This is a genomic window from Streptomyces sp. NPDC102451 (assembly GCF_044765485.1).
Lineage (GTDB): Bacteria > Actinomycetota > Actinomycetes > Streptomycetales > Streptomycetaceae > Streptomyces.
Map to the genome: position 1 here is coordinate 135,082 of NZ_JBIWKD010000016.1, position 24,114 is coordinate 159,195.

Genomic DNA, 24,114 nt, shown 5'->3' on the forward strand with positions numbered 1-24,114 from the left:
TTCAATGCACCGACTCCGGGTCCTGCCGGCCACGCGCGGTCCGACAGCCGGGGCACAGGCCCCAGTACGTGACCTCCACGTGGTCGATGGCGAACCCGTGGTCCTGGGGCGCCTCGAGGCGCGGAGAGCCCTGGGGGGCATCGACGTCGGCGATCGTGCCGCACGAGCGGCAGACGACGTGCTGATGGTTGTCCCAGGACTGTCCCTCGTACCGTGCCGGAGAGTTCGGCAGGTCGATCCGCCGCGCCAGTCCGGCATCGACGAGCGTCTTGAGTACGTCGTAGACGGCTTGGGTCGAGACCGCGCCGATGCGTGTGCGTACCAGGGTGAGGAGGGTACTGACATCGGAGTGCGGGGCCTCGTGGACCGCCGAGAGTACGGCGACCCTGGGGCGGGTCACCCGCAATGACGCTCCGCGCAGGAGAGTCCTGGCCTCGGTTTCGATCACCTACGCAGTGAACCACTTTTCTGGAATGATTCCAATCATGGACACGCAAGAGAACTGAACCGCGTATCCGTCGGGGGGCGAGTGCCATGTCCGATTCCCGCCAGCACCGGTCTGCGCGATGCCGCACCCTTGAGGCATGACCAGCGACGACAGCAGGTACGAGGCGGTGACGAGCCGCGACGCCCGGTTCGACGGCGAGTTCTTCTTCGCCGTGTCCACGACGGGGATCTACTGCCGCCCGAGCTGTCCGGCCACGACGCCCAAGCGCCGGAACGTGTCGTTCTTCCCCACCGCGGCCGCCGCCCAGAACGGTGGGTTCCGTGCCTGCCGGCGCTGCCGCCCGGACGCGGTGCCCGGCTCGGCGGACTGGAACGCGCGCGCCGACCTGGTGGGCCGGGCGATGCGGCTGATCGGCGACGGAGTCGTCGACCGCGAGGGCGTGGCCGGGCTGGCCGCGCGCCTCGGCTACAGCGCCCGCCAGGTGCAGCGCCAGCTGAACGCCGAGGTCGGCGCCGGGCCCATCGCGCTCGCCCGCGCCCAGCGGGCCCACACCGCGCGGGTCCTGCTGCAGACCACGGCCCTGCAGGCCGCCGAGATCGCGTTCGCCTCCGGTTTCGCCAGCGTGCGGCAGTTCAACGACACGGTCCGGGAGATCTACGCGCTCACCCCCGGAGAGCTGCGCACCGCCCGGCCCGGCCGCTCCTCGCGCTTCGGTTCCGTCGGCGCCGCCGACGGTGCCGGGGGAGTACCGCTGCGGCTCGCCCACCGGGGACCGTACGCGGCGGCCGAGATCTTCGACCACCTCGCGGCCCGCGCCCTCACCGGCATCGAGGAGATGGCCGGCGAGCGGGGCGACCGCACCTACCGGCGCACCCTGCGCCTGCCGCACGGCACCGGCATCGCCGAGGTCCGCGAGCGGACCGGCGACGGCTGGCTGGAGTGCCGGCTGCACCTGGGCGACCTGCGTGACCTGACGACCGCCACCCAGCGGATGCGCCGGCTCTTCGACCTGGACGCCGACCCCCACGCGGTCGCCGAACGCCTCGGCGCGGATCCCGCGCTGGCCCCGCTCGTCGCCCGTACGCCCGGACTGCGGGCCCCCGGGACCGCCGACGTCCATGAACTGGCCGTCCGCGCGGTCCTCGGCCAGCAGGTCTCCGTGGCCGCGGGGCGCCGGCTCGGCAGCGCGCTGGTGACGGCGTACGGCGCGCCCCTCCAGGTCCCCAGCGGCGCCCTCACCCGTACGTTCCCCGACCCCGGCGACCTGGCGGAAGCCGGCCTGGAGGAGCTGGGAACGCCCGCGTCCCGGCGGGTCATCCTGCGCGCCGTCGCCGCCGCGCTGGCCGGCGGGCGGATCGGGCTCGACCCGGGCGCCGACCGCGACCGGGCCGAGGCGGAGCTCCTGAGCCTGCGGGGTGTCGGCCCCTGGACGGCCGGCTACATCCGCATGCGGGCGCTCGGCGACCCCGACGTGCTGCTGACCGGCGACGCGGTGGCCCGGGCGGGCATGCGGCACACGGGTGCCGACGCCGTGGACGCCGGGGCCTGGCGCCCCTGGCGCACGTACGCCATGCACCACCTCTGGAACGCCACCGCCGAGCGGCACCGCCCGGTGGCGGCGTGACGTCCGAATCCCGCGAGCCGAGTCCCTGCGGCCGCCGCACAGTTGACGTATACGACGCAGAACCCGGAAGGACCACGACCATGACGCTCTACACCACGATCGACAGCCCGCTCGGCGAGCTGCTGCTGGTGGGCGAGAAGTCGGCCACCGCGCGGGGCGGCACCGCCCTCGCCTCGCTCTCCGTGCCGGGCCAGAAGGGCGGGGCCGTGGTCCAGGACGGCTGGACGGAGAGCGCGGAGGCCTTCACCGTGATCGCCGCCGAACTCCGTGCGTACTTCGAGGGCAGCCGGACCCGCTTCGGAATCGAGTACGCCGCCGGCCGTGGCACCGACTTCCAGCGGCGCGTCTGGAGCGCCCTTGAGGACATCCCGTACGGCACGACGCTCAGCTACGGCGAGATCGCCGCGCGGATCGGCGCGCCGCGCGCGGCGGTCCGTTCGGTCGGCACCGCGATCGGCGCCAACCCGCTGCTGGTCGTGCGCCCCTGCCACCGGGTGATCGGCGCGAGCGGCGCCCTGACCGGCTATTCGGGCGGCCTCGACCGCAAGAGGCGGCTCCTGGACCTGGAGGGCCACCACCGGGCGGTCTGAACAGGGCCGGGGCGGAAGCACTACGGGACGAAGACGAGGCGCTCGCCGGTCTGCTCGGTCCACGTCCGTGCGACCTCGGCCAGCGGTACGGCCCGGGCCTGGACGTCGAGGGCGCCCTCGGTGACGGCCGCGGCCAGCTCCGGCAGCTCCGCGATGAAGTCACGGGGCGAGACCGAGCCGATGCCGCTGCCCAGGATCTGCAGCTGAGCCGCGCGCAGCGCCACGGAGGGCACCGGGGCGGTCGCGCCGGCCATGGACCCGATCTGGATCCAGGTCAGCGGGGCGGAGCGGTCGGCCCGGGCGGTCAGGATCGGGAGCATGGCGCCGGCGGCGGGCTCGCCCCACACGAAGTCGAGGACGACATCGACGTCGGCCGCGGCCCCGGCCTCGTCGAAGGTGATCGTCCGGTCCGCGCCGAGGGTCTCCAGGGCTTCGAAGCGGGTGGTGTCGCGGCCTGCGGCGATGACCTGCGCGGCGCCGAACCGCTTCGCGATCTGGATCGCCATCCGGCCGGCGTTGCCGGTGGCGCCGAGGATGAGGACGTGCTGACCTTCCTGGAAGGTGATGCGGCGGCGCAGCGCGACCCAGGAGGACAGGCCCGGGTTCATCGCCGCGGCGATGCGGACCGGGTCGGCGTCGTCCGGCAGGAGCACGCTGCGGCGCACGTCGATCACCGTGCGCTCGGCGAACGTGCCGAGTTGTGTGTCGTCCAGGACCGCGTAGCGAAGGCGGCCCGACGCGTCGCGCACGACACCGTCCGCGCCGGGCACCAGCGGGAAGTCGCCGGTGCTGGAGTAGTGCGTGCCGTTCGCCTTCGCCCGGGTCAGGTGGTGCAGGCCCGCCGCGAGGACCTCCACCACCATGTCGTGCTCGCCCGTGGCGACGGGATCGGGGTGCTCGCCGTAGGCCGGCGGGGCGTCGAACGAGGTGATGACCGCAGCATGCATGGGGAACTCCCGACGAGTTTGTTTGCATTACCAAGTGAATTCAGAATGGTTGGTAACACAAACAATGTCAAGTAGGGTGGTGCTCATGACCACCGACGACTCCACGGACGCCCTGCTGGACGGCCTCGTCCGCAGCGCCTTCCAGATCATGGGGGTGCTCACCCGCATCGGCGCCGAGCACGACCTGTCCCTCACTCAGCTGCGCGTGCTCGGCATCGTCCGCGACCGGCGCCCCCGCATGGGCGACCTGGCGGCCTTCCTGGGGCTGGACAAGTCGACCCTCTCCGGCCTCATCGACCGCGCCGAACGCCGGGGACTGCTGGCGCGCGCGGCCAACCCTGACGACAAGCGCGTCGTCGACGTCCTCATCACCGACGCGGGCCGCGAACTCACCGAACGGCTGAACCAGGAGATCCGGGACACCCTGGCCCCGGCGACGGGCCGGCTCGATCCGGCGCAGCGTCAGCAGCTCGCCCAGCTCCTCGAACCCGTCCTCACCCCGGCCCTGCAGCTCGCCCCGCGGCCCTCCGCCCAGCCCTGACGTCGGCCGCTCCGGCCCCGCCCCGATCTCTCCGAACCGCGTTGTCAGTGGGCGCCGGTAGGTTCAGTTGTGTTCCGCCGATCCGGCGGGAACAACCCCTCAGCTGTGCATTGGAGATGGCGCGTTGTCGGATTGGGAGAGGTCGAGCACGGCACGGGTGATACCACCCGCGAGGCCGCGCAAGCTCGCCAAGGTTCCGTTCGTCGAGCTGGCCGACGGACGCCTGCAGGGCGTGGTGTCCAGCGGCTCGGACATCGGGCGGGTCTACGTCTCGTCCGTCGCCACGGGGAGCTACGCGTTCGCCTGCAGCACCAACAACAACCGGCCCTGCGGCGGGGCGCGCGGATCGTTCTGCAACCACATCGGCGCCCTGATCAGCGAGGCGGTCCTGCAGTACGGCGCCGAGCGCGTGGTCCGGTATCTCAAGGCCGAGGTCCCGGAGGGCGATGTGGACGGGGCCGTGCTGGCCTCGGCCATGAGGAGCACCCGCCCGACGGCGGACGTGACGAAGGCCGCCGCCTCCGTCTTCAGCCGCTTCCTGCGCCACCTGGCCTACCTCGAACACGCCCCGGTCACGGCGCCGTTGCCCGAGATGCAGTTCTTCCCGCCGACCAGGGCGGTGGCCTGATGCGCGCCGGACTGCTCACCGATCCCGTCGACGGACTGGACGAAGCCCTGGAGGCCGTCGACGCCTTCGACGGGGCTCTCGTCGCCGGCCTGCTCCGTTCCCAGGCAGCCGAAGCCGCCGGCCCGACGCGGCTCGCCGACGCCGTGGCGGGGACGCCGCTGGCCGCCAGGGTCGCCGAGGCGGCCGCGAAGGCGGCGGCCGGAGCAGCGGGGGAGGACCACTTCCTGGCCCTGGCCGCCGCCCGGACCGCGCTGCTCGGCTCCGTCCACGACGCACTGCTGGCCCGCGTCGAGGAGGCCGCCGGCCGTGCACGCGGCGCGGGGACCGCACCGGCGGTCTCCGCGCAGCCGACGACGAACCTGCTGACGGCCGCCCGCGCCTGGCTCTCCGACCTGGCGCGCTGCGGGTGGCAGGGCCTCGACCACGAGGTGGTGTCCGGAGCGGCCGACGTCGTGTCCGCGATGCTTCCCGATCCCTCCCTGCGCCGCCTCGCGACCCTCATCGACGGATTCGCCGCCGAACTCGCCGCGTCCTGCCCCGGTGCGTCGGCGGAGCGCTTTCCGGTACGCCGCTGGGCCGACCTCTGGTCGCGCGGGATGCTGCTGACGGTGCCCGGAGCCGCAGGCACGCCCGCCGTAGGGACCGCCGACGGACGCCTGCTGCCCCTGGGGATCGACGTACAGGAGCACGCGACCGCCGCGCAGGCACAGGTGCACGCCGTGTTCGAGCCCGTGGACGGCTCCGCGCCCCGACTCGTGCGCGCCAGTGTGTCGGTGCCGAAGCCGGACACGGTCCTGGGAGCCGGGATCTGGCAGCTGCTGCGCCCGCACATGTCGCTCCTCGCTGCCGTCGGCGAGGGCCGTTCGATGGACCTCACCGGTATGCCCGTCACCGCGGAGGGAGACCTCCTCTGGAGCGACGAGCACGCCCGCGCCGGTGAGCCCGCCGAGGCGTTCGCCACCGCCCGCGTGGCCCTGCCCACCGCCACCGCCCCGGTGACCGCGCCCCTGGACCGGCACCCGGCGCGCATCGCCGTCCCCGTCTTCCTGGAGGGCTACACCGCCCGGACGGATGACGACGGACACCTGACCTTCACCGTCGCCGGGACCGGACTGGCCGTGGACACCGACCGGATCCCCGTCGCCGGACCGCTGACACCCGAGGCCGTCGCCAGGTCCGGCGCGTGCATCGCGCTGATCCGCTGGGACGCCGGCGCGTTTGTCCTGCAGCCCCTCGCCGTCGAGACCACGGTGCGGAAGAAGGCGGCCCCGGTGCACGCGGGGGCGTGGGCCGGCGGGACGGCCGACAAGGCCGGGGCCAGGGCGGAGAAGGCGGCCACCGACGCCGCGAAGGTGCTGAGCGAGCGCGCGGGAAGGCTGCTGCGGAAATGACCGGACAGCAGAGCCCCGAGACCACCGGGGACGCCTCGCACGACAACCGCCGCCAGGTCATGTACTGGCGACTCCTCGCCCAGCTCTTCGACCACGAGGAACAGGCGTCACTGGAATCCGCGAGCCTCGCCGTGGTGGAGGACATCGGGCTGCCGGCCAAGCTGCTCGACCCGCGCGCATCGGTCGACTCCGTGGTGCAGCGCCATCCCGGACTGGCCGCCGAATTCGACGGCCTGATGGTGCCACAGGACGACACCGGGGAAGACGGAACGGCCGACGGGGCCCGCGACCGGGCCGCCGAGGTGCGGCGCGCCGCCCTCGTCTCCAAGGTCCTGCTGAACGTCTTCCACACCCCGCCCGGGACCGTCACCGCGGGACAGCTGTCCCGCTGGCAGTCCGACGCGGGCTGGCTGGAGCGCGCCCTCGGCTGCAAGCCCGGCGAACTGCGCGGCGGACGCGCCGGAGGAACAGGCGCCGGCCCGACGGGCACGGGCGGCGGCGGCCGGACCCCCGACCTCAGCCGTCTCATCCCGGAGATCGGCCCGGAGCTCGGCTCCATCGAGGCCGGACTCGTCAAACGCATGCGACTGCGTGAGGTCCTCGCCGACCCCCAGCTGGCCGGGCAGCTGACGCCCAGCATGTCGCTGATCGAGCAGCTGCTGCGCGACAAGGACAACCTCTCCGGAGTGGCTCTCGCCAACGCCAAGGCGCTGATCCGCCGCTTCGTCGACGAGGTCGCCGAGGTACTGCGTACACAGGTCGAGAAGTCGACCGTCGGCGCCCTGGACCGCTCGGTCCCGCCCAAGCGGGTGTTCCGCAACCTCGACCTGGACCGCACGATCTGGAAGAACCTCACCAACTGGAGCCCCGAGGAGGAACGGCTCTACGTCGACCGCCTCTTCTACCGCCACACCGCGCGCAGGACCACACCCCAGCGGCTGATCGTGGTCGTCGACCAGTCGGGCTCGATGGTGGACTCCATGGTCAACTGCACCATCCTGGCCTCGATCTTCGCGGGCCTGCCCAAGGTGGACGTCCACCTCATCGCGTACGACACCCAGGCGCTCGACCTCACCCCGTGGGTGCACGACCCGTTCGAGACCCTGCTGCGCACCAACCTCGGCGGCGGCACCGACGGCACGGTCGCCATGGCACTGGCCCAGCCGAAGATCGCCGAACCCCGCAACACCGTCGTGGTGTGGATCTCCGACTTCTACGAATGGCAGACCGAGCCGCTGTTCGAGAGCATGGCCGCCATCCACCGCTCCGGGGCCAAGTTCATCCCGGTCGGCTCCGTGACCAGCTCCGGCCGCGCCAGCGTCAACCCGTGGTTCCGCGAGCGGTTCAAGGACCAGGGGACACCGGTCCTCTCCGGCCACATACGCAAGCTCGTGCACGAGCTCAAGACCTTCCTGACCTGAGACCGGTCGAGCCCCCCGGGCCCCCGGTGCAGTTGAACCCGAAATCTTGGAAAGGCACACCCATGTCCGAACTGTTGCGCGCCCCCGCCGAGATCAAGTACGCCGAGGAGCTGGACTGGCTGGAGTCGGTCGACGACGGCCCCAAGCCGTTCTCCTGGCGTCTGTCGCCCAAGATGGTCCGCCTCTTCATCCTGGGATCCGAGCGCTCCGACGGCCTCGACCGGGAGATCTCCCAGAAGTGGTACGGCGACCGCAGCTTCGTCGAGCGCTCCATCGTCACCCTGGCCTCCGACCGGGGCCTGCTGCTCATCGGCGACCCCGGCACGGGCAAGAGCTGGCTGGCCGAGCTGCTGTCCGCCGCCATCTCCCGTAACTCCACCCTCGTGGTCCAAGGCACGGCCGGCACCACCGAGGACCACATCAAGTACTCCTGGAACGTGTCCATGGTGATCTCCAAGGGCCAGTCGCGGGAGTCGATGATCCCCTCACCGATCATGACCGCCATGGAGACCGGGGCGATCGGCCGCTTCGAGGAGCTCACCCGCTCCACCAGCGACGTCCAGGACGCACTGATCTCGATCCTGTCGGAGAAGTACATCTCGGTCCCGGAGATGGACAGCGACAACATCGTCTTCGCCAAGCCGGGCTTCTCCGTCATCGCCACCGCCAACAGCCGCGACCGCGGCGTCAACGACCTGTCCTCCGCGCTGAAGCGCCGCTTCAACTTCGTCCGCATCCCGGTGGTGACGAACAAGAAGAGCGAGGCGGAGATCGTCCGCTTCCGCACCGAGGAGCTGCTCCGCCGCCATCAGATCGAGCTGGACGTCCCGCCCACCCTCCTCGACGTACTGCTGCAGAGCTTCGCCGACCTGCGGGCCTCCGCGGCCGCGGCCGGCAGCGACGACGAGAAGCTGGAGTCCGCACTGTCGAGCGCCGAGCAGATCGGCGTACTGGAGGACGCCATCCTGCACAGCAACTTCTTCGGCGAACGCGCGCTGACCGCCCGCACCCTCGCCTCCTCGCTCGTCGGATCGCTGGCGCGGCGCGAACCCGAGGACCTGGCCATCCTCAACAAGTACCTCCACGGCGTCGTCGAGCCGCGCAGCAAGGAGGAAGGGGGCTCCTGGCCGGAGTTCCTGGAGGGTGGCCGCGACGCGATCGCCACCCTGTCATGAGCGCCCTGAGCGAGGGGACGCCCTTCGAGGCGCTGCGCGGGCAACTCCAGGACGCCGCGACGGAGTTCGCCGACGGACCGGACGCGCTGCAGGGCATCCTCCTGGGCATCGTCGACGACGTCGACCGCGCCGTGCGCGAGCCGCTGGAGATCTTCCCCGTCTGCCACCACTCGCCCGCCTCGGCGGTCGCGATGGCACGGCGGCTGCGGGAGAAGCAGCCGAAGGTGGTGTATCTGGAGCTGTGCGAGGACATGGCGCCGCTCCTGTCCGAGCTGAGGAACTGCCGGCTCCCGGTGGCCGTCCAGGCGTTCGCGAGCGAGGTCAAGGGCTTCCCCGCCGAATGGGCACCGCTCTCGGTCGTCGCCCCGATCACCGAGGCGTCCGCCGAGTACCAGGCCATCGCCTACGCACTGGACACCCCGGGCGTCGAGCTGGTCCTCGTCGACCGCTCCTCGGACCATGTGTTCCAGTGGCAGGCCGGCGCGGCGGAGCCCACGGACCCCGACGCTCCGCCCGCCGAGGAGGAGGCGGCGCTGCACGGCGACGCGGTCGGGGTGGAGATCGGCGACCTGCGCCCCCGCTTCGCCGAGCTGGAGGAGCACCTCCTGCACCACGGTCGTGTGCGGCACTGGTCGGAGTGGTGGCACCAGTACGTCGAACTGCCGCTCGGCGACGGCGACCACGACACCTACCGCCAGGTCATGCTCCTCATCGGCAGCCTCTTCCGCCGTCTGGCCCCCGGGGACGCCGACCGGGTCAGGGTCGACGAGGACCGTGAGCGGTACATGTGGACGCGGATGCGCCGACACCTCGCCGCGACCGGTACGGACCCCGAGGACTGCCTCTACGTCTGCGGCGCCTTCCACGCGTCCAGTCGGGTCGAGGAGTTCGGCGTCCACGGCAGCGACACCTTCGAGATCACCCCACCGAGCGAGAGCACGTGGCAGCACGGCCTGATCCCGTCCAGCCACGCGGCGATCGAGGCACAGTTCGGCCTCGCCGCCGGGTCCGTCTCCATAGCCGCCACCCAGTGGACGAAGAACCTCAGACGGACCAAGGTGCAGCCGTTCCGGCTCGCGGGTCAGGCGGGCGCCAAAAAGGCCGCCGGAAAGACGAAGGCGCTCGCGCCGGCCGCCCCCGTGACGCCGGAGACGCCCTCCGACAAGCTCTCCGGCTTCCTGCAGAGCCCGCCCGCCCTCGACCGGCTCGACGAGGCCGAACTCCTCGGCTGGTCGGTGGAGATCGTGCGCTCCGCCCGGCGCAACGGCTACCTCGCCTCCACCGCCGACGCCATCGCCGTGTTCGAGACGTCGATCCTGCTGGCCGGCATGCGGGACCGGGCCAGGCCCACCCCGTACGACTTCCAGGACGCGGCGGTCACCTGCATAGAGAAGGAGACCGTGCCGGGCAGGCGCGACGTCCGCCGCCTCGTGGAGATCCTGATGGGCGGCGACCGGATCGGCCAGGTCGGCTACGACGCGCTGCCGCCCCTGGCCCGGGACGTGCACGACCGGCTCGCCCCGCTGAACCTCAAGCTCCAGCAGCGCGGAGTGCGGCGGGCCCTGCTGGACATGAACTCCCAGCCGGAGCTGCGGCAGTGCTCCGACGTGCTGTGGATGCTGCGCCACCTCATGCCCCATGGCGCCGCACGGCCGATCATGGGTGAGCGGGAGCTCGGCAAGCAGTCGGTGCAGGAGTCCTGGGACCTGGCGCTCGGCACCCACCAGCGGGCGCTCATCGAGCTCGGTTACGAGGGCGTCAGCATCGAGCAGGTCCTGGAACAGCGCCTGCGCCGCGCCGCGTACGCCCCGAACGCCACCACGGCGCAGGTCCTCGGCGCGGTCGAGGACGCCGTACTGCATCTGCGCAGCGGCCGGCTCGCCGACGAGCTGGGCACCCGCGCCCTGGAGGTGCTGGCCACCGAGCGCAGCGTCGACGGGGCGCCGGAGGTCCTGCGCAGGGTGCGCCGGCTCCTGGCGTACTACCGGATCAGCCGGCCGGAGCTGCCGGCCTGGATCGAGTCCTTCGCCAAGACGGGGTACGCGCACTACTGCACGCTGCTGCCGACGGCGTTCACCGACGAGGACGCGACCGTCCGCCAGGTCGCCGCGATGCTGGGATTCCTCTTCAGCATGGAGAGCCTGGCCCTGTCGCTCGGCTGCGACCGGACCCAGCTGGAATTGGCCTTCGCGCAGTCGCACCCGCAGGAGCCCTCCAGGGTGGCACTGCTGTGGGCGGCCCAGGTCCACCTCGGGCAGCTCACCCGCGCGGAGCTGAGGGAGCGCTGCGACGCGCTGCTGGACAACCCCCTGGTGGTGCAGGCTTATCCGCGTTACCTCAGCGGGTTCCTGCACGCCCTGGAGCCGGTGCCGCAGCTCGCCGACTTCGTCGTCGAGGCGGTCTCCAACGCCTTCGCACGGCTGCCGGACCCGGTGCTGCTGCCCTGGCTGCCGACGCTGATCACCACCCTGCGTGCCGAGGGCGCCGACCTGGCCCCGCTGCTGATCCGCGAGGCCGGACGCGTCTTCCCCGGCCGCCTCGCGGCGCTGGACACCTGGGTCCCACCGTGGCGGACCGCCCCGGAAACACCGGCCGCCCCGGCGGTGCCCGGTGGTGGCGCGGCAGGCCGTGCCGCACTGCTGACCGCGTACCCGGAGACGTGCGACGGCCTGGCGGAGCTGCTGGGCTGCGAGGGCACCTGGGAGACGGAGACGGAGGCGCCGACGCCCTCGGGCGCGGTACTCGTCGGCCGTCACCCGGAGACGGCCACGGCACTGGAGGCGCTGCTGGCAGGGGTCTGACGGCGGACGGGGGAGTGCTCCGACGGCGCAGGTGAGCGCCGGTGATCCGTCGTCATGATCCGTTGTCAGTGGCTCCTCCTAGGGTGAACTCATCACTCGGGGAGCCTCGGCGAAGGAGCACAGCCATGTCCGCCAACAAGATCCAGCACAAGGTGAATCACGTCGCGCTGGTCGTGGACTGTTCGGGTTCCATGTACCAGCACCAGGGTCAGCTGATCCGCGTCGTGGACGAGTTCGTGGCCGGCCTCAAGGCCGAGTCGGACAACCTCGGCCATGAGACCCGGATCAGCCTCTACTCCTTCGACCACAGGGTGGAGAACCTGGTCTGGGACATGGATGTGAAGCACCTGCCGTCCATGCGCGGCCTGTACAAGGTCAACAACGGTGCCACCGCCCTCATCGAGGCCTCGCTCAAGTCGCTGGACGACCTGGGCCACATCTGGGAGGAGTACGGCGAGCACAGCTTCCTCCAGATCGTCGTGACGGACGGCGAGGAGAACGCCTCCGGCGGCGACCGGCGGCACGACGGCGACATGACCATCCTCGGCCCCTGGCTCGACAGGATCGCGGCGAGGATGGGCGCGCTGCCCGGCCACTGGACGTCCGCGATCCTCGTCCCCAACTCCCTGGCGAAGCGCACCGCTCAGAACTACGGCTTCCCGGCGGGAAACATCGCCATCTGGGACGCGGACTCCCAGAAGGGCGTCGAGGACGCGATCGGGACGGTGCGGGCCGCCGCCACCAGCTTCCTGCGGGGACGCGAGCAGGGAGTGCGCGGCACGAAGAACCTCTTCGCCGTCGGCCAGGACATATCGGTCGACGAGGTCCGGGCGAACCTCGAACCGGTGGCGGCCGACAGGTACCGGCTCCTGAAGGTCGACAAGGAGGCCGAGATCCGCGCCTTCGTCGACTCGCATCCGGGTGTGTCGTACCAGCGCGGTTCGTGCTACTACCAGCTGGGAACCCGGGTTCAGGTCCAGCCCGACAAGGACGTCATCGTGGTCGAGAAGGACACCGACCGCGCGTACACGGGCGACGCGGCGCGCAGCCTTCTGTTCGGCACGGGTATCCACGGGACCGTCTCCGTGAAGGCGGGGAACAACCCGAAGCTGGAGGTGTACGTGCAGAGCCGTTCGGTGAACCGGAAGCTCAAGGCGAACACCCGGCTGCTGATCATGCTCTGACACACCGTTCATGCTCTGACATACCGTCGACAGGTGTGGAGGTCCGTGCAGCCGCCGTACGTGCGCCGCTCGTCGGCCGGCTGCTCCTCGGTAGGATCCCGTGCGGGTCCTGAACGCGCCGAACGGGTCAACAGCGGCCGAAAACAGGAGAGTTACACCAGGGCAGGTCGCCGGGGAGCGGACCCGGAAGGCGACCGTAACACCGAGTGAGTGGAGTGCCAGTCATGCGTGGAGGCAGCATCGCCGTGGTCGGCGGCAGCATAGCGGGGTGCGCCGCAGCTCTGGCCGCGTCGCGGGGCGGAGCCGAGAGGATCACCGTCTTCGAGCGCGCCGATGCCCGGCTCCGCGACAGGGGGGTGGGAATCGCCCTGCACAGCGACCGCTACGACGAACTGAGGGACGCCGGGTATGTGGCCCCCGAGATGCCCTGGGCGCCCCTGACCCGGCGGGTATGGAGCGTGCGGGACGGCGAGGCGGAGCACGGCCGGGCCGTCGGCGAGCAGCCGTTCCCCTTCCGCGCCTACAGCTGGGGCTCGCTGTGGAGCGAACTGCGCCGCAGGGTGCCCCAGGAGGTCACCTACCGGTCGGGTGCCGTGGTCACCGGAGTGGAGCCGGACGACGACGGGGTGACGCTGCGGCTCGCGGACGGGCACCAGGAGCACTTCGACGTGGTGATCGGGGCGGACGGATACCGCTCCGTCGTCCGCGAGGCCATGTTCCCGGGCACCGACGCGACGTACGCCGGCTACATCGGCTGGCGCGGCACGTCGTCGGACGTGGCCGGCCTCCCCTCGGACGGACGCGACGCGCACAACATCGTCTTCCCCGGCGGCCACTGCATGCTCTACCGGATCCCGGACGGCGTCGGCGGGGAGCTGCTCAACTGGGTCCTCTACACCGCGCCCCCGCAGACCGACGGCCTCCACCCCGACCTGACGCGCCCGACCTCGCTGCCGCCGGGCCGGCTCAACTCGGTGCTCACCGCGTACCTGCGCGCCCTGGTCGCCGACACCTTCCCGCCGTACTGGGCGGCCAGGGTGCTCCGTACCCCCGCCGAGACCACGTTCATCCAGCCCATCTACGACCTGGAGGTGCCGCACTACACCTCGGGCCGCATGGCGCTCGTCGGCGACGCCGCGAGCGTCGCCCGGCCGCACATCGGCGGAGGCAGCGTGAAGGCGCTCCAGGACGCCAACGCCCTGGAGGCCGCGTGGCGGGCCGGGGACAGCTGGAAGGAGGTCCTGGAGAGTTACGACGCGGGCCGGGGACCCGTCGGCGCGGCCATGGTCGCCCTCGCCCGCAGGATGGGCAGTGCACAGGTCGAGAACACACCCGACTGGTCGGCCATGGGCCGGCCGGAGTTCGACACGTGGTGGCAGGACCAGAACAGCGGCTCGGACAAGCGCAGCGGCTTCGGCGGCCACAGCATCAAGGTCGGCTAGGCGACGGGGCCCGCCCCGCTTCAGGCCGTGCCCGGCGCCAGTTCCAGCGCGGCGTGCAGGGCCGACGCGTCGGCGCGGGCCTCCTCGCCGGGTATGCGGAGCGTCATCCGGCCCGAGGTCAGCACCGTCAGCGTGCGGGCGCACTCGACGGCCCGGGCCGGGCTGGGGGACACCAGGAGTACGGCGATGCCCTCGTCCGCCAGCGTGGTCACCAGCTCGTGGACCTGCCGGACGAGTACGGGCGCGAGGCCCTCGGACGGCTCGTCGAGCAGCAGCACACGCGGTGAGCCGAGCAGCGCGCGGGCCAGGGCCAGCATCTGCTGTTCGCCGCCGGACAGGTCCGTACCCCGGTTGTCGCGGCGCTCGCCCAGCCGGGGCAGCAGCTCCAGGACCCGCGCGGGGGTCCACACGCTGGGCCGCGCGGGCCCGCCGCGCCGTGGCGGACGGTGGGACAGCCGCAGGTGTTCGGCGACGGTGAGCCCGGCGAAGACCCGGCGGCCCTGCGGCACGAGGCCGATCCCGGCGCGGGCGATGCGGTGCGCGGGCAGCCCCGTCACATCCCGGCCGTCGAGGCGTACGGTGCCGGCGCTCGGGCGCATCAGCCCGGCGACGGTGTGGACGAGGGTGGTCTTGCCCGCGCCGTTGTGGCCGACGACGGCGTGGACCGTGCCGGCGGACACCTCCAGGTCGAGGGCGTGGAGCGCGGTGCCGCCGTGGTAGCCCGCGGTCAGGCCGGTGAGTTCGAGCATCGGTGGCCTGTCATCCTCTCGCTTCGGACGCTTCGGACGCTTCGGTCGCCTCGGGAGTGGGCCGGTCCGAGGAGGCGCCCCGCGCCGTCGTGCCCGGGTCGTGGTACGCGTCGCGGACGTCGGGGTGGGCGAGGGCCTCCCGCGTCGGGGCGGTGACGAGCACCCGTCCCGCTGCCAGCACCGTCACGGTGGTGGCGAGTTCGGCGACCACCTCGACATGGTGCTCGACCAGGATGATCGCGACGCTGTCCGGCAGCCCGCCGAGAATTCCGAGCAGCCGGCCGATGTCGCCGTCGGTCAGACCGGCCGCCGGCTCGTCCAGGAGCAGCAGGCGCGGGTTCCCCGCCAGCGCGGCGGCGAGGTCGAGCATGCGGCGCTGCCCGTGGGAGAGCGTGGAGGCCGCCCGGTGGGCCAGGTCGGCGAGGCCGACGGTCTCCAGGTGGCCCTGCGCGGACTCGGCGTGCAGCCGGTAGCGGGACGGACGGCGCCAGGCGCCACGGCGCTTCGGATGGTGCGGCCAGCCCGCCAGGACGACGTTGTCCAGGACCGTCAACTCGGTAATTGCCGACGGCTGTTGGAAGCTCCGCGCGATACCGAGCCGGCTGCGCCTGGCCGTCGCCGTACGGGTGATGTCCACGCCGTCCAGTGCGATCGTCCCGTGGTCGGGCCGGTCGGTGCCCGCGATGAGGTTGAGCAGGGTGGTCTTGCCGGCCCCGTTGGGGCCGATGACCGCGTGCCGGGCGCCGGGCGGGAGCCGCAGGCCGACGTCGTCGACGGCCGTGAGACTGCCGTACCTGCGGGTGAGGCCGGTGAGGTTCAGCAGAGGGGGCGCCGAGGCGGCGTTCGGTGCGGGCGTCGGTGCGGGCGTCAAGGGGAAACCTTCCCGGCGGGGGTCGGGTCGGGCACGGACGGGTGCTGCTCGCCGGACCGTGGCGGACCGGGCTCCGGCCCGCTCCGGCCGGAGCCGCCGCGCAGGCCGGCCAGACCCCGGGGCAGCAGGTACACGGCGGCCACGAACAGCACCCCGAGCAGCAGCGGCCCGTGGCCGGGCCACGATCCGGCGACCCAGTCCCGGGTGACGACGATGAGCCCGGCACCCATCAGGGCGCCGATCACGGACGTGGTGCCGCCGATGACGGCCGCCAGCAGCGCGAACGCCGCGATCTCGAAGCCGACGTCGGCGGGGGAGAGGTACTGCTGGACGGTGACCATCAGCGAGCCGCCCACGCCGGCCAGCGCACCGGCGCAGATGTGCGCCACCAGCAGATAGCGCCCCACCGGGTGCCCGGAGGCACGCATCCGCGCCTCGGCACCCCGGGTGCCGGTCAGCAGCTTGCCCGCCGGGGAGCGCAGCACGAGCAGGGTGACGGCGACGGCGACGGCGGCGACGACGAGCGCGTAGGTGTAGAGCTCGCTCTCCTCGAACATCCCCTCCCCGCCCCACAGGGCCTGCGTGGCCGGGAAGCCCACGAGGCCGTCGGCGCCTCCGGTGACGGACTTCAGCCGGTTGACGACCGCGCCGGTCAGCTCCCCGACGGCGAGCGTGATCATCAGCACGGTGGTGCCCCGGGCCCGGACCACGGCCGGCCCGGTGAGGGCGGAGAAGAGGGCGGCCGCGAGTGCCGAGAGGACGACCTGGACCGGGCCCATGGTCCACCCGGCCTCCGCGAGATTGGCCGTGGCATACGCGCCGACCGCGAACGGCGCGGTCTGCCCCAGGGTCGGCAGCCCCGCGTAGCCGGTGAGGACGGTGACGCTGACGGCGAGCAGCCCCAGCGCCAGGGCGGAACCGGCCAGCGAGAGCGTGTACGCGTCGAGCACCCACGGCAGCGCGGCCAGCACCGCGAGCAGCACGAGCAGGGGAGCGGCCCGCCGGGCGGCTCCGTGCGTATGGGGAAGCGAAAACGGAAGGGAGATCGGCAGGTACCCGGCCCCCTCACGCCTGTTCCTGGCCCGGAGAAGTGCCGAAGTCCCTGCCGAATCGCCTGCGGTAACCGACGCCGCCGGTTCCGCGAAGCGGGAGCGCAGGACCAGCACCGCCGCCATCGCGGCGAAGAGCAGGTACGGCGCCAGGTCCGGCACCACCGAGACGCCCAGCGTCTGCACCTCGCCCACGGCGACCGCCGCCGCCAGCGTCGCCCACAAAGAGCGCAGCCCGCCCAGGACGACCACCACGAGGGACAGCATCAGCACGTTCTCGGACGTGCCCGGCCCCGGCCCGATGATCGGCGCCCCCAGCACCCCCGCCGCCCCGGCCAGCGCGCCCGCCGCCGCGAGTACGCCGGTGTGCACGGCCCGGGGGCTGTGGCCGGTGGTCGCGAGCATCTGCGGATCGTCGGCGGCGGCCCGTACCGCCGCGCCCATACGGGTACGGGTCAGCACCCAGGTCCCGAAGGCGGCGAGCAGAACGGCCATCACGATGAAGCACAGCCGGTACGCGGGGTAGCGGTGGCCCAGCAGTGTCACCGAGGAGTCCAGCGCCTCCGGGACGCGTACGGGAAGCTCGTCCGCGCCGAAGAGCTGGATGAGCAGATCGCCGCCGACCAGGGCGAGCCCGAACGTCAGCAGTGCCTGGGCGAGATGCCCGCGCCGCGCGAGGGGAGCCGTCGCCGCGGACAGCCCCGCCCCGGCGGCGCACGCCGCGGCGGTACCGGCGGCCAGGCCGAGGGCGAGGCCGCCCCAGGTCCCGTCGCTCAGCGCGGCTCCCGTGTAGGCGCCGATCGCGTACAGCATGCCGTGCGACAGGTTCAGCACGCCCGCGGTGCCGAAGGCGAGGCTCAGACCGGCGGCGACCACGAACAGCAGCAGCCCGAAGGCCACCCCGTCCACCGCCGGTACGAGGTGGGCGTCGAGGAGATCCATGTCAGCTGCCGAGCGTCGCCAGGTCCTGGACCATGACGTTGGCCAGCTGAGCCCCGTCCGGCCGCACCTGGCGCAGGTACCAGGTCTGCACCGGCGCGTGCGCCTTGTCGCTGAACTCCCAGGCGCCGCGCGGGCTGTCGATCTGCCCCAGCCCGGCGATGGCCTTGTTGATGGTCTGCGGGGTCACGTCGCCCTTCTTCGCCGCGTCGGCGATCGCCTTGTCCAGCACGGCGGCCGCGTCGTACGACGCCATCGCGTACGTGGTGGGCTGGGTGTCGTGCTCGGCGGTCCAGTCGGCGGCGAACGTGCGGTTGGCCTCGTTGTCGAGGTCGGCCGCGTAGTTCAGGACCGAGTAGATGCCCTTCGCCGCGTCGCCCTGCGCCTGGAGCACGCTGCCCTCGGTGACGAACGCCGTGTACAGCGGCAGATCGGCGATGTCGGACTGGGCGTACTGCTTGGCGAAGTCGATCGCGGCCTTGCCGGCGTAGAAGCAGTACACCGCCTTGGCGTCCGTCTTGGCGATCTCGGCGAAGTACGGCATGAAGTTGGTGGTCTTCGGGAACGGCGTCCAGGTCGTCTTGCCGCCGGGGTTGGCCAGCTTGCCCTTGACCCTCTTGAACTCCTCGGTGAAGCCGCGCAGTTCGTCGTAACCGCCCTGGTAGTCGGGGCCGATGGCGTAGACCGGCCCGTCGACCTGCTCCTTGACGTACGGGGCGATGGCCCTGCCCGGTTCGTCGGACAGGAAGCTCGTCGTCCACACGTACTCGATGTCCTTCACGGGCGGCCGGGCGTTCGACCCCAGGAACGGGATCTTGGCCTGGTCGACCAGCGGGAGCACCGCGTTGACCGAGCCACCGCTGACGAGGCCCGTCAGCACGTCGACCTTGTCCTTCTTGACCAGCTTGGTAGCCGCGGGCAGAGCGGTCGGCGGGCCGTCGCCCTCGTCCGCGACGACGAGCTCGGCCTTGCGCCCGCCGAGCTTGCCGCCGTGGGTGTCCAGGTACAGCTCGAAGCCGGCGCGCAGCTCGGTGCCGACCGGCTCGTACGTGCCCGAGAGGGAGGCGACCAGGCCGATCTTCACGGTGTCGTCGCCGGCACCGCTGTCGCTGCTGCAGCCGGTGACGGCGGCCAGACCGAGGGCGAGGGCGGCGGCGCCGACCGGGCGGAACCGGCGGCGGGGACTGGGTATGTCGAAGAACATGAGGGCTCTCATCAGGAGTGTCGGGTGTCGGTCAGGGGCAGAGAGTGGCGGGCCGGCCCCGCGGTCAGGCGGACGGCAGGCCGGCGTCGCGGACCTGGGGGGACAGCGCGTCACCGACCTGGTTGATCAGTTCGGACATCATGTAGCTGACCTCGCCGATGTCCGCGTCCCTGGTGGTCGTCACCAGGAGCGAGGCACCGCTGGAGACGGCCATCGAGAACATGTAGCCGCCCTCCATCGCGGTGAGGCTGTGCTCGACGGGATCGGTGTTCGTCAACTGGGCCGCTGCGGAGAGCAGATTGACGACGCCGGAGGCGATGGCGGCCAGCCGCTCGGCGTCGTCACGCTCCACACCGGTGAAGGCCAGCGCGAGCCCGTCCACGGACACGGCTATCGCCTGGGTGACTTCCGGGACGCGCCCGGCGAAGTCGCTCAGGATCCAGCTCAGGTCGGTGGGAGAGGTCATTTCTCGGTCCGTTCGGTGTCGTCGTCTGTGGTGGAGCGGCCACGGTGGTTCGTGCTCCTGTTGATCCCCTGGGCGTAGGCGGCCAGGACGTCGGAGACCTGCCGGGAGTCCCGGCGGCGGGGCGAGGGCCTCGGCGCGGTGGTGCCGGGGCGGCGTTCGCCGCCGTCCCGTCGGCCCGCCGTGGGCCACCGCTGGGGCGTGCCGCGCTGCCGCAGCGGCAGTCCGGCGGAGCTGACCCCGGCGATTCGGGATGCCGGCTCGTCGTGCACGGGGTGCGGCGCGGGCGTGGCGCCGTGCTCCCCTCCACGTGTGTCGGGGCCGGATCCGTGCTCACCGGGCCGCGAGTCGCGGTCGCCTTCGCGCCGGTCCGGGCCGGTCACGTCGGGCAGGCCCGGCCGGTAGTCGCCGGCCCGGGCACCGCCCGCACCGGCCCGGCCCTGGCGCCCGCCCGCTTCGGCCGGCAGCCGCCGGAGGGGCTGTCCCGGCCGTGCCACCGGGCCGGGCACCTCGTAGCGGGCACCCCTGCCGTGGGTCTCGCCGGGCGTGTCCTGCGGTCGCGGTGTGTCCTCCCGCGGGGCCAGGGCCAGCACCTTCGCGGGCAGCGTGACCTCGGCGATGGTGCCGGGGCCGGACGAGTCGCGGAGCTCGACGACGATGCCGTGGCGCGCGGCGAGCCGTGCCACCACGTGCAGGCCCATGGACCGTACGTCGCCGATGCCGGTCCGAGGTTCGAGCAGCGCGGCGTTCTGGACGGCGCGGCGCTCCGCGGGGATGCCCACTCCCTCGTCGACGATCTGCACGACGGCCCGGTCCCACAACCGCCACACCGCGACCCCGACCTGCTTGTCGGGCGGCGAGTACCTGGTCGCGTTGTCGAGGAGTTCTGCCAGGATGTGCGCCACGTCGTGCACCGCGCGGGCGGTGATGCCGATCCCGGACTCGATGACGCCGAGGGACACGCGGTCGAAGCGCTCGATCTGCTGGGCCGCCGCCACGATGACGGTGGAACAGGCGACATCGGCCGCGCGCACCCGGGCGTTCCCGTAACCGCCCAGCACCAGAAGGTTGTTGGTGTTGCGCTCCATGCGGACGGCGAGATGGTCCAGAGCGAACAGGGTCTTCATCCGCGCCGGGTCGGCCTCGTCCCGCTGTACGGCGTCGAGCTCGGAGACCATGACCGCGGTCAGCCGGGCGCCCCGGCGGGCGACACCGACCAGGGTCTCGGCGAACTGCTCGTGCACGTACGCCTGTTGGGCAGCGAGCCGGACGGCCTCGTGGTGGACGGCGTTGAACGCCTCACCGACCTCGCCGATCTCGTCCTGGCCCGTCGTCCCGACCGGGTCGCCCGTCCGCAGGGCCACCTGCTCGGGCGTCGCACCGCGCAGCGCGCCGGGCCTGGACAGCTCGCTCATCACGGCGGGGAGACCCGTGTGGGCGACGGTGTGCGCGGCGTTGCGCAGGTCACGAAGCCGCCGGATCATGACGCGCCCCAGGCGGATCGCGACGACGACGGCGCCGACCAGCGTCAGCACCACCAGGGCGACCTCGGCCCCCGCGGTCCACATGAGGGTGGTGCGCGCGTCGGAGACCATGGCCAGGACGGCCGCGTCGACGCGTTCACCCACCGAACGCAGCAGCGCCTGACGGTTGTCGGAGGCGGTCCGCCACTCCTCCGGGGTCACGGCGAGGTCCTTGCCGGCGCCCGTACGGCCGATCTCGTCCTCGAGCTGTCTGGCCTCCAGCGCCTTGTCCCCGGAGAGGGTGCGCTCCAGCCAGGTCCGCCATTCGCCGGGGCCCAGGTCGAACATGACGCCGATCGACTCGGTGTAGCCCAGCCGGGTGGCGTCGAACGTCCGCTGCGAGGCGGTCGTGAAGCCGCCCGCGGCCTGCGCCCTCATCACCGTGACCTGCTGCTGAGCCGTGTGCTCGGATGCCTCCGACAGGGCGGCGGCGGCGCGGATCCGGTCGGCGATGTCGGCGTCGACACCGTCCGCCTGCGCGATCCCGTCGCGGTAGCCGTTGAGGTCGGCGATCACGATCCGGTAGCCGAAGGCGAGCGCGGAGATGGTGCTGCTGCCCGACCGTACCTGCGCGCGCAGCGCGGGCATCTCGTCGATGAAGCGCTCGATGCGGTCCAGAGCGTTCCGTGCGGTGCCGGGGACCTCGGAGAGGTGCCCGATCCGGTCGCGGAAGTCCGCGATGCTCCGGTCGGTCGCGTCGGAGCGTGAGCGGAACGTGTCCGCGTCCGTCTGTTGGGAGACGAAGGCGGTGGCGGCCGCCCGCTCACGTTGTAACTGGTGGGTCAACTCGCCCGCGCTGCCCGCGGCTTCGACCATCGCGGTCAGCCGGCCGGCCTGGAGCGCCTGGTCGGTGGCGGGGGCGAGGGCCAGCACCGCGAAGGTGACGGCCACCGTGAGAGGCGCGGTGACGAGGAGGACGAGACGGTGGTTGATTTTCACTGCGCGGCTCCGTCGTCGGAGGCGGCGCTGAGGATCGGTAACACGCAGATACCTGTCAACGGGTTGTGGGGGGTGAGGGCAACATCGGCACATCGTCTGCACCGCTGTGTATGGGACAGACGGGGCGGGTGGGGGAGAAGGGGGCCCTGTGACGCGGCATGATCCTATGCGGTAGGACGTAGTTACGGACAGGTACATGTTCAAAAGTTGTGCGCACTCAAATGGTCGAGGAACGGTCCGAGCCGGTCACGACCGACAGGTGCACGCCTTCTCGCAGGCCGCCGGGGCGCAGCTCGGAACCGCTTAGAGTGGGACGATGGACGCTGCCGTCGGGCTCAAAGAGGTGGCGCTGCGTGCGGGTGTGTCCATGCGCACGGTGTCGAACGTCGTACGCGGTACGGGGCGTTTCTCCGAGGCCACGCGCGTACGGGTCATGCTGGCCGTGGAAGAGCTCGGCTATCGCCCGAACACGGCGGCCCGCCGGCTGCGCACCGGCCGCAGCGGAGTGCTGCTGCTGGCCGTTCCCGACCTGGCGATGCCGTACTTCGCGGAACTGGCCGGACACCTCCTCGACCAGGCCGCCGCGCAGGGCTGCACGCTGCTGGTGGAGGCCACCGGCGGACGGCCCGACGCCGAACTGGACATCGTGCTCGGCAGGACCGATCCGCTGGTCGACGGGGTGATCCTCAGCCCACTGGCTCTGGACGACGTCGCAGCGGCTCCCGCCGCCCGTGTCCCGCTGGTGCTGCTGGGCGAGCGCGTCCACGATCTGCCGTGCCCGCACGTGACGATCGACAACACGGCCGCCGCCCGCGAGGCGACCAGGCACCTGCTGGCGCGCGGCGGGCGCGGCACAGCCGTGATCGGCCGTCAGACCGTCCCCTACGCGGTCACCTCCGACACCCGTCTGGCCGGATACCGGCAGGCCCTGGCCGACGCCGGAATCGCCTACGACGAGCGGCTCGCGCCGCCGGTCGCCGCGTACCACCGGGCGGACGGCGCACAGGCCATGCGGACGCTGCTCGACCTGCCGCAGCCCCCCGCCGGAGTGTTCTGCTTCGCCGACACGCTGGCGGAGGGCGCGCTGCACGCGCTGCGCGAGCGTGGCCTGAGGGCACCCGACGACATGGCGGTGGTCGGTTTCGACGACGTCGAGGAAGCCCGCTTCGCCGCGCCCCCGCTCACCACGGTCGCTCCGGACAAGGCGGAGCTGGCGCGGCTCGCCGTGACCTCGCTGCTCGACCGGATCGCGCGTCCGCACGACGTGCCGGGTGCCCCGACGGTCCTGGTCGCCGGGCACGAACTCGTCGTACGCGCCAGTGCGTGAGCGCCGGGGCGCGGCACAGCCCGGGAGCGGCCCCCGCCGGATCAGCCGCGTACGGCGCCGGCCGTGAGCCCCGACACGAAGTACCGCTGGAGCAGGACGTACACCACGACCACCGGCGCCGACGCGATGACGACCCCCGCGAACAGCAGCGGGTACTGGGTGAGGAACTCGCCCTGGAAGTCCAGCAGGGCCAGCGGCAGCGTCCGCTGCTCGTGGGAGCGGATGAACAGCAGGGGGTAGAGCAGGTCGTTCCAGTCCATGACGAAGAGGAAGATGCCCGTGGTGGCGACGGCGGGCTTCGTCAGCGGTACGGCGATGGAACGGAAGCTCCGCAGCGGCCCCGCGCCGTCCAGCTCGGCGGCCTCGTACAGCTCCTCGGGGACGGTGCGCAGGAAGCTGCCGAGGATGAACACGGCGGTCGGCAGCGCCATCGTCGTGTCCACGATGACCAGCCCGAGCAGGCTGTCCGTGAGCCCGAGCCGGTCGAACAGGACGTACTGCGGGACGATCGCCGCCTGCGCCGGTACGGCGAGTCCGGCGACCAGCACCCCGAAGACGATCCAGCTCACGCGCCCCGGCACCCTTGCGCAGAAGAACGCCGCCAGACCGGCGAGGACGAGGGTGAGCAGCACCGCGCCGACGGTGACGACGAGGCTGTTGCGGAACGCCCCGCCGATGCCGCCTTCGTCGACCGCCCGGCGGTAGTTGTCCAGCGTCGGCGAACCCGGCGGCCCCAGCGGTGAGTCGAACAGCTCGGGCAGGCTCTTGAAGGTTCCGAGGAGGACCACGAGCAGCGGCAGGACGACGGCCAGCGCGCCGAGCGAGAGTATGAGGACCCGTACGGTCTTGTGGAGCATG

General features: G+C 72.2%; 20 protein-coding genes. 11 read left to right on the forward strand and 9 right to left on the reverse strand.

Annotated elements, in window-relative coordinates; genetic code table 11:
- Position 1: 1 nt before the first annotated feature.
- Positions 2–448: a Fur family transcriptional regulator gene (locus ACIRD8_RS29205; protein WP_403997900.1), complete on the reverse strand. Its 447-nt coding sequence runs from the start codon at positions 446–448 to the stop codon at positions 2–4.
- Between the two features lie 136 nt (positions 449–584).
- Between ACIRD8_RS29205 and ACIRD8_RS29210 the strand changes: the two genes are divergently transcribed.
- Complete coding sequence (locus ACIRD8_RS29210; RefSeq protein WP_403997903.1) at positions 585–2,072, forward strand: AlkA N-terminal domain-containing protein; 1,488 nt, start codon at positions 585–587, stop codon at positions 2,070–2,072.
- An 80-nt stretch (positions 2,073–2,152) separates the two neighbouring features.
- Positions 2,153–2,662: a methylated-DNA--[protein]-cysteine S-methyltransferase gene (locus ACIRD8_RS29215; RefSeq protein ID WP_403997906.1), complete on the forward strand. Its 510-nt coding sequence runs from the start codon at positions 2,153–2,155 to the stop codon at positions 2,660–2,662.
- A 20-nt stretch (positions 2,663–2,682) separates the two neighbouring features.
- Here ACIRD8_RS29215 and ACIRD8_RS29220 read toward each other — a convergent pair whose 3' ends face one another.
- On the reverse strand, positions 2,683–3,609 hold the full coding sequence (locus ACIRD8_RS29220) for a zinc-binding alcohol dehydrogenase family protein (protein WP_403997909.1): 927 nt from the start codon (positions 3,607–3,609) through the stop codon (positions 2,683–2,685).
- Positions 3,610–3,694: 85 nt separating this feature from the next.
- Between ACIRD8_RS29220 and ACIRD8_RS29225 the strand changes: the two genes are divergently transcribed.
- The 8 genes from ACIRD8_RS29225 to ACIRD8_RS29260 all read left to right on the forward strand — a co-directional run bounded on the left by ACIRD8_RS29225 (position 3,695) and on the right by ACIRD8_RS29260 (position 14,192).
- Positions 3,695–4,150, forward strand: coding sequence for a MarR family winged helix-turn-helix transcriptional regulator (locus ACIRD8_RS29225; RefSeq protein ID WP_403997911.1), 456 nt, complete (start codon positions 3,695–3,697; stop codon positions 4,148–4,150).
- 124 nt (positions 4,151–4,274) lie between these two features.
- A complete protein-coding gene (locus ACIRD8_RS29230; RefSeq protein ID WP_403997914.1) occupies positions 4,275–4,778 on the forward strand; it encodes a hypothetical protein in 504 nt (167 codons plus the stop codon).
- Complete coding sequence (locus ACIRD8_RS29235) at positions 4,778–6,169, forward strand: hypothetical protein (protein WP_403997916.1); 1,392 nt, start codon at positions 4,778–4,780, stop codon at positions 6,167–6,169. The genes ACIRD8_RS29230 and ACIRD8_RS29235 overlap by 1 nt, the downstream gene beginning before the upstream one ends.
- The gene (locus tag ACIRD8_RS29240) at positions 6,166–7,590 is read left to right on the forward strand and encodes a VWA domain-containing protein (RefSeq protein ID WP_403997919.1); all 1,425 of its coding nucleotides are present in this window, start codon (positions 6,166–6,168) and stop codon (positions 7,588–7,590) included. Before ACIRD8_RS29235 ends, ACIRD8_RS29240 begins: the two co-directional genes overlap by 4 nt.
- Before the next feature lie 62 nt (positions 7,591–7,652).
- Positions 7,653–8,765, forward strand: coding sequence for an AAA family ATPase (locus ACIRD8_RS29245; protein ID WP_403997922.1), 1,113 nt, complete (start codon positions 7,653–7,655; stop codon positions 8,763–8,765).
- The gene (locus tag ACIRD8_RS29250) at positions 8,762–11,566 is read left to right on the forward strand and encodes a hypothetical protein (protein WP_403997925.1); all 2,805 of its coding nucleotides are present in this window, start codon (positions 8,762–8,764) and stop codon (positions 11,564–11,566) included. The genes ACIRD8_RS29245 and ACIRD8_RS29250 overlap by 4 nt, the downstream gene beginning before the upstream one ends.
- A 125-nt stretch (positions 11,567–11,691) precedes the next feature.
- Positions 11,692–12,750, forward strand: a complete 1,059-nt coding sequence (locus ACIRD8_RS29255) for a VWA domain-containing protein (RefSeq protein ID WP_403997927.1) — start codon at positions 11,692–11,694, stop codon at positions 12,748–12,750.
- 224 nt (positions 12,751–12,974) lie between these two features.
- Complete coding sequence (locus tag ACIRD8_RS29260) at positions 12,975–14,192, forward strand: FAD-dependent monooxygenase (RefSeq protein WP_403997930.1); 1,218 nt, start codon at positions 12,975–12,977, stop codon at positions 14,190–14,192.
- A 20-nt stretch (positions 14,193–14,212) separates the two neighbouring features.
- Here the strand turns inward: ACIRD8_RS29260 and ACIRD8_RS29265 are convergent, their stop codons facing one another.
- The 6 genes from ACIRD8_RS29265 to ACIRD8_RS29290 form a co-directional block, all read right to left on the reverse strand.
- Positions 14,213–14,941 (reverse strand): ABC transporter ATP-binding protein, encoded by a 729-nt coding sequence (locus tag ACIRD8_RS29265; protein ID WP_403997933.1) that lies wholly within the window; start codon positions 14,939–14,941, stop codon positions 14,213–14,215.
- A gap of 10 nt (positions 14,942–14,951) precedes the next feature.
- On the reverse strand, positions 14,952–15,812 hold the full coding sequence (locus ACIRD8_RS29270) for an ABC transporter ATP-binding protein (protein WP_403997936.1): 861 nt from the start codon (positions 15,810–15,812) through the stop codon (positions 14,952–14,954).
- Positions 15,809–17,803, reverse strand: a complete 1,995-nt coding sequence (locus ACIRD8_RS29275) for a branched-chain amino acid ABC transporter permease (RefSeq protein ID WP_403997939.1) — start codon at positions 17,801–17,803, stop codon at positions 15,809–15,811. The genes ACIRD8_RS29270 and ACIRD8_RS29275 overlap by 4 nt, the downstream gene beginning before the upstream one ends.
- A 1-nt stretch (position 17,804) precedes the next feature.
- Positions 17,805–19,004: an ABC transporter substrate-binding protein gene (locus tag ACIRD8_RS29280; protein WP_403997942.1), complete on the reverse strand. Its 1,200-nt coding sequence runs from the start codon at positions 19,002–19,004 to the stop codon at positions 17,805–17,807.
- Positions 19,005–19,068: 64 nt separating this feature from the next.
- Positions 19,069–19,470: a roadblock/LC7 domain-containing protein gene (locus ACIRD8_RS29285; RefSeq protein ID WP_403997945.1), complete on the reverse strand. Its 402-nt coding sequence runs from the start codon at positions 19,468–19,470 to the stop codon at positions 19,069–19,071.
- On the reverse strand, positions 19,467–21,929 hold the full coding sequence (locus tag ACIRD8_RS29290; RefSeq protein WP_403997947.1) for a nitrate- and nitrite sensing domain-containing protein: 2,463 nt from the start codon (positions 21,927–21,929) through the stop codon (positions 19,467–19,469). Before ACIRD8_RS29290 ends, ACIRD8_RS29285 begins: the two co-directional genes overlap by 4 nt.
- 316 nt (positions 21,930–22,245) lie before the next feature.
- Here ACIRD8_RS29290 and ACIRD8_RS29295 point away from each other — a divergent pair, with 316 nt between their 5' ends.
- Positions 22,246–23,256, forward strand: coding sequence for a LacI family DNA-binding transcriptional regulator (locus ACIRD8_RS29295; RefSeq protein WP_403997950.1), 1,011 nt, complete (start codon positions 22,246–22,248; stop codon positions 23,254–23,256).
- A 41-nt stretch (positions 23,257–23,297) separates the two neighbouring features.
- Here the strand turns inward: ACIRD8_RS29295 and ACIRD8_RS29300 are convergent, their stop codons facing one another.
- Positions 23,298–24,113, reverse strand: coding sequence for a carbohydrate ABC transporter permease (locus tag ACIRD8_RS29300; RefSeq protein ID WP_360366910.1), 816 nt, complete (start codon positions 24,111–24,113; stop codon positions 23,298–23,300).
- Between the last annotated feature and the right edge of the window lies 1 nt (position 24,114).

Coding starts and splice junctions, on each gene's coding strand:
- ACIRD8_RS29225 (WP_403997911.1), top strand. CDS start 3,695: ATGACCACCGACGACTCCACGGACGCCCTGCTGGACGGCCTCGTCCGC.
- ACIRD8_RS29265 (WP_403997933.1), bottom strand. CDS start 14,941: ATGCTCGAACTCACCGGCCTGACCGCGGGCTACCACGGCGGCACCGCG.
- ACIRD8_RS29235 (WP_403997916.1), top strand. CDS start 4,778: ATGCGCGCCGGACTGCTCACCGATCCCGTCGACGGACTGGACGAAGCC.
- ACIRD8_RS29260 (WP_403997930.1), top strand. CDS start 12,975: ATGCGTGGAGGCAGCATCGCCGTGGTCGGCGGCAGCATAGCGGGGTGC.
- ACIRD8_RS29295 (WP_403997950.1), top strand. CDS start 22,246: ATGGACGCTGCCGTCGGGCTCAAAGAGGTGGCGCTGCGTGCGGGTGTG.
- ACIRD8_RS29300 (WP_360366910.1), bottom strand. CDS start 24,113: ATGCTCCACAAGACCGTACGGGTCCTCATACTCTCGCTCGGCGCGCTG.
- ACIRD8_RS29250 (WP_403997925.1), top strand. CDS start 8,762: ATGAGCGCCCTGAGCGAGGGGACGCCCTTCGAGGCGCTGCGCGGGCAA.
- ACIRD8_RS29285 (WP_403997945.1), bottom strand. CDS start 19,470: ATGACCTCTCCCACCGACCTGAGCTGGATCCTGAGCGACTTCGCCGGG.
- ACIRD8_RS29255 (WP_403997927.1), top strand. CDS start 11,692: ATGTCCGCCAACAAGATCCAGCACAAGGTGAATCACGTCGCGCTGGTC.
- ACIRD8_RS29275 (WP_403997939.1), bottom strand. CDS start 17,803: ATGGATCTCCTCGACGCCCACCTCGTACCGGCGGTGGACGGGGTGGCC.
- ACIRD8_RS29240 (WP_403997919.1), top strand. CDS start 6,166: ATGACCGGACAGCAGAGCCCCGAGACCACCGGGGACGCCTCGCACGAC.
- ACIRD8_RS29280 (WP_403997942.1), bottom strand. CDS start 19,004: ATGTTCTTCGACATACCCAGTCCCCGCCGCCGGTTCCGCCCGGTCGGC.
- ACIRD8_RS29215 (WP_403997906.1), top strand. CDS start 2,153: ATGACGCTCTACACCACGATCGACAGCCCGCTCGGCGAGCTGCTGCTG.
- ACIRD8_RS29245 (WP_403997922.1), top strand. CDS start 7,653: ATGTCCGAACTGTTGCGCGCCCCCGCCGAGATCAAGTACGCCGAGGAG.
- ACIRD8_RS29210 (WP_403997903.1), top strand. CDS start 585: ATGACCAGCGACGACAGCAGGTACGAGGCGGTGACGAGCCGCGACGCC.
- ACIRD8_RS29220 (WP_403997909.1), bottom strand. CDS start 3,609: ATGCATGCTGCGGTCATCACCTCGTTCGACGCCCCGCCGGCCTACGGC.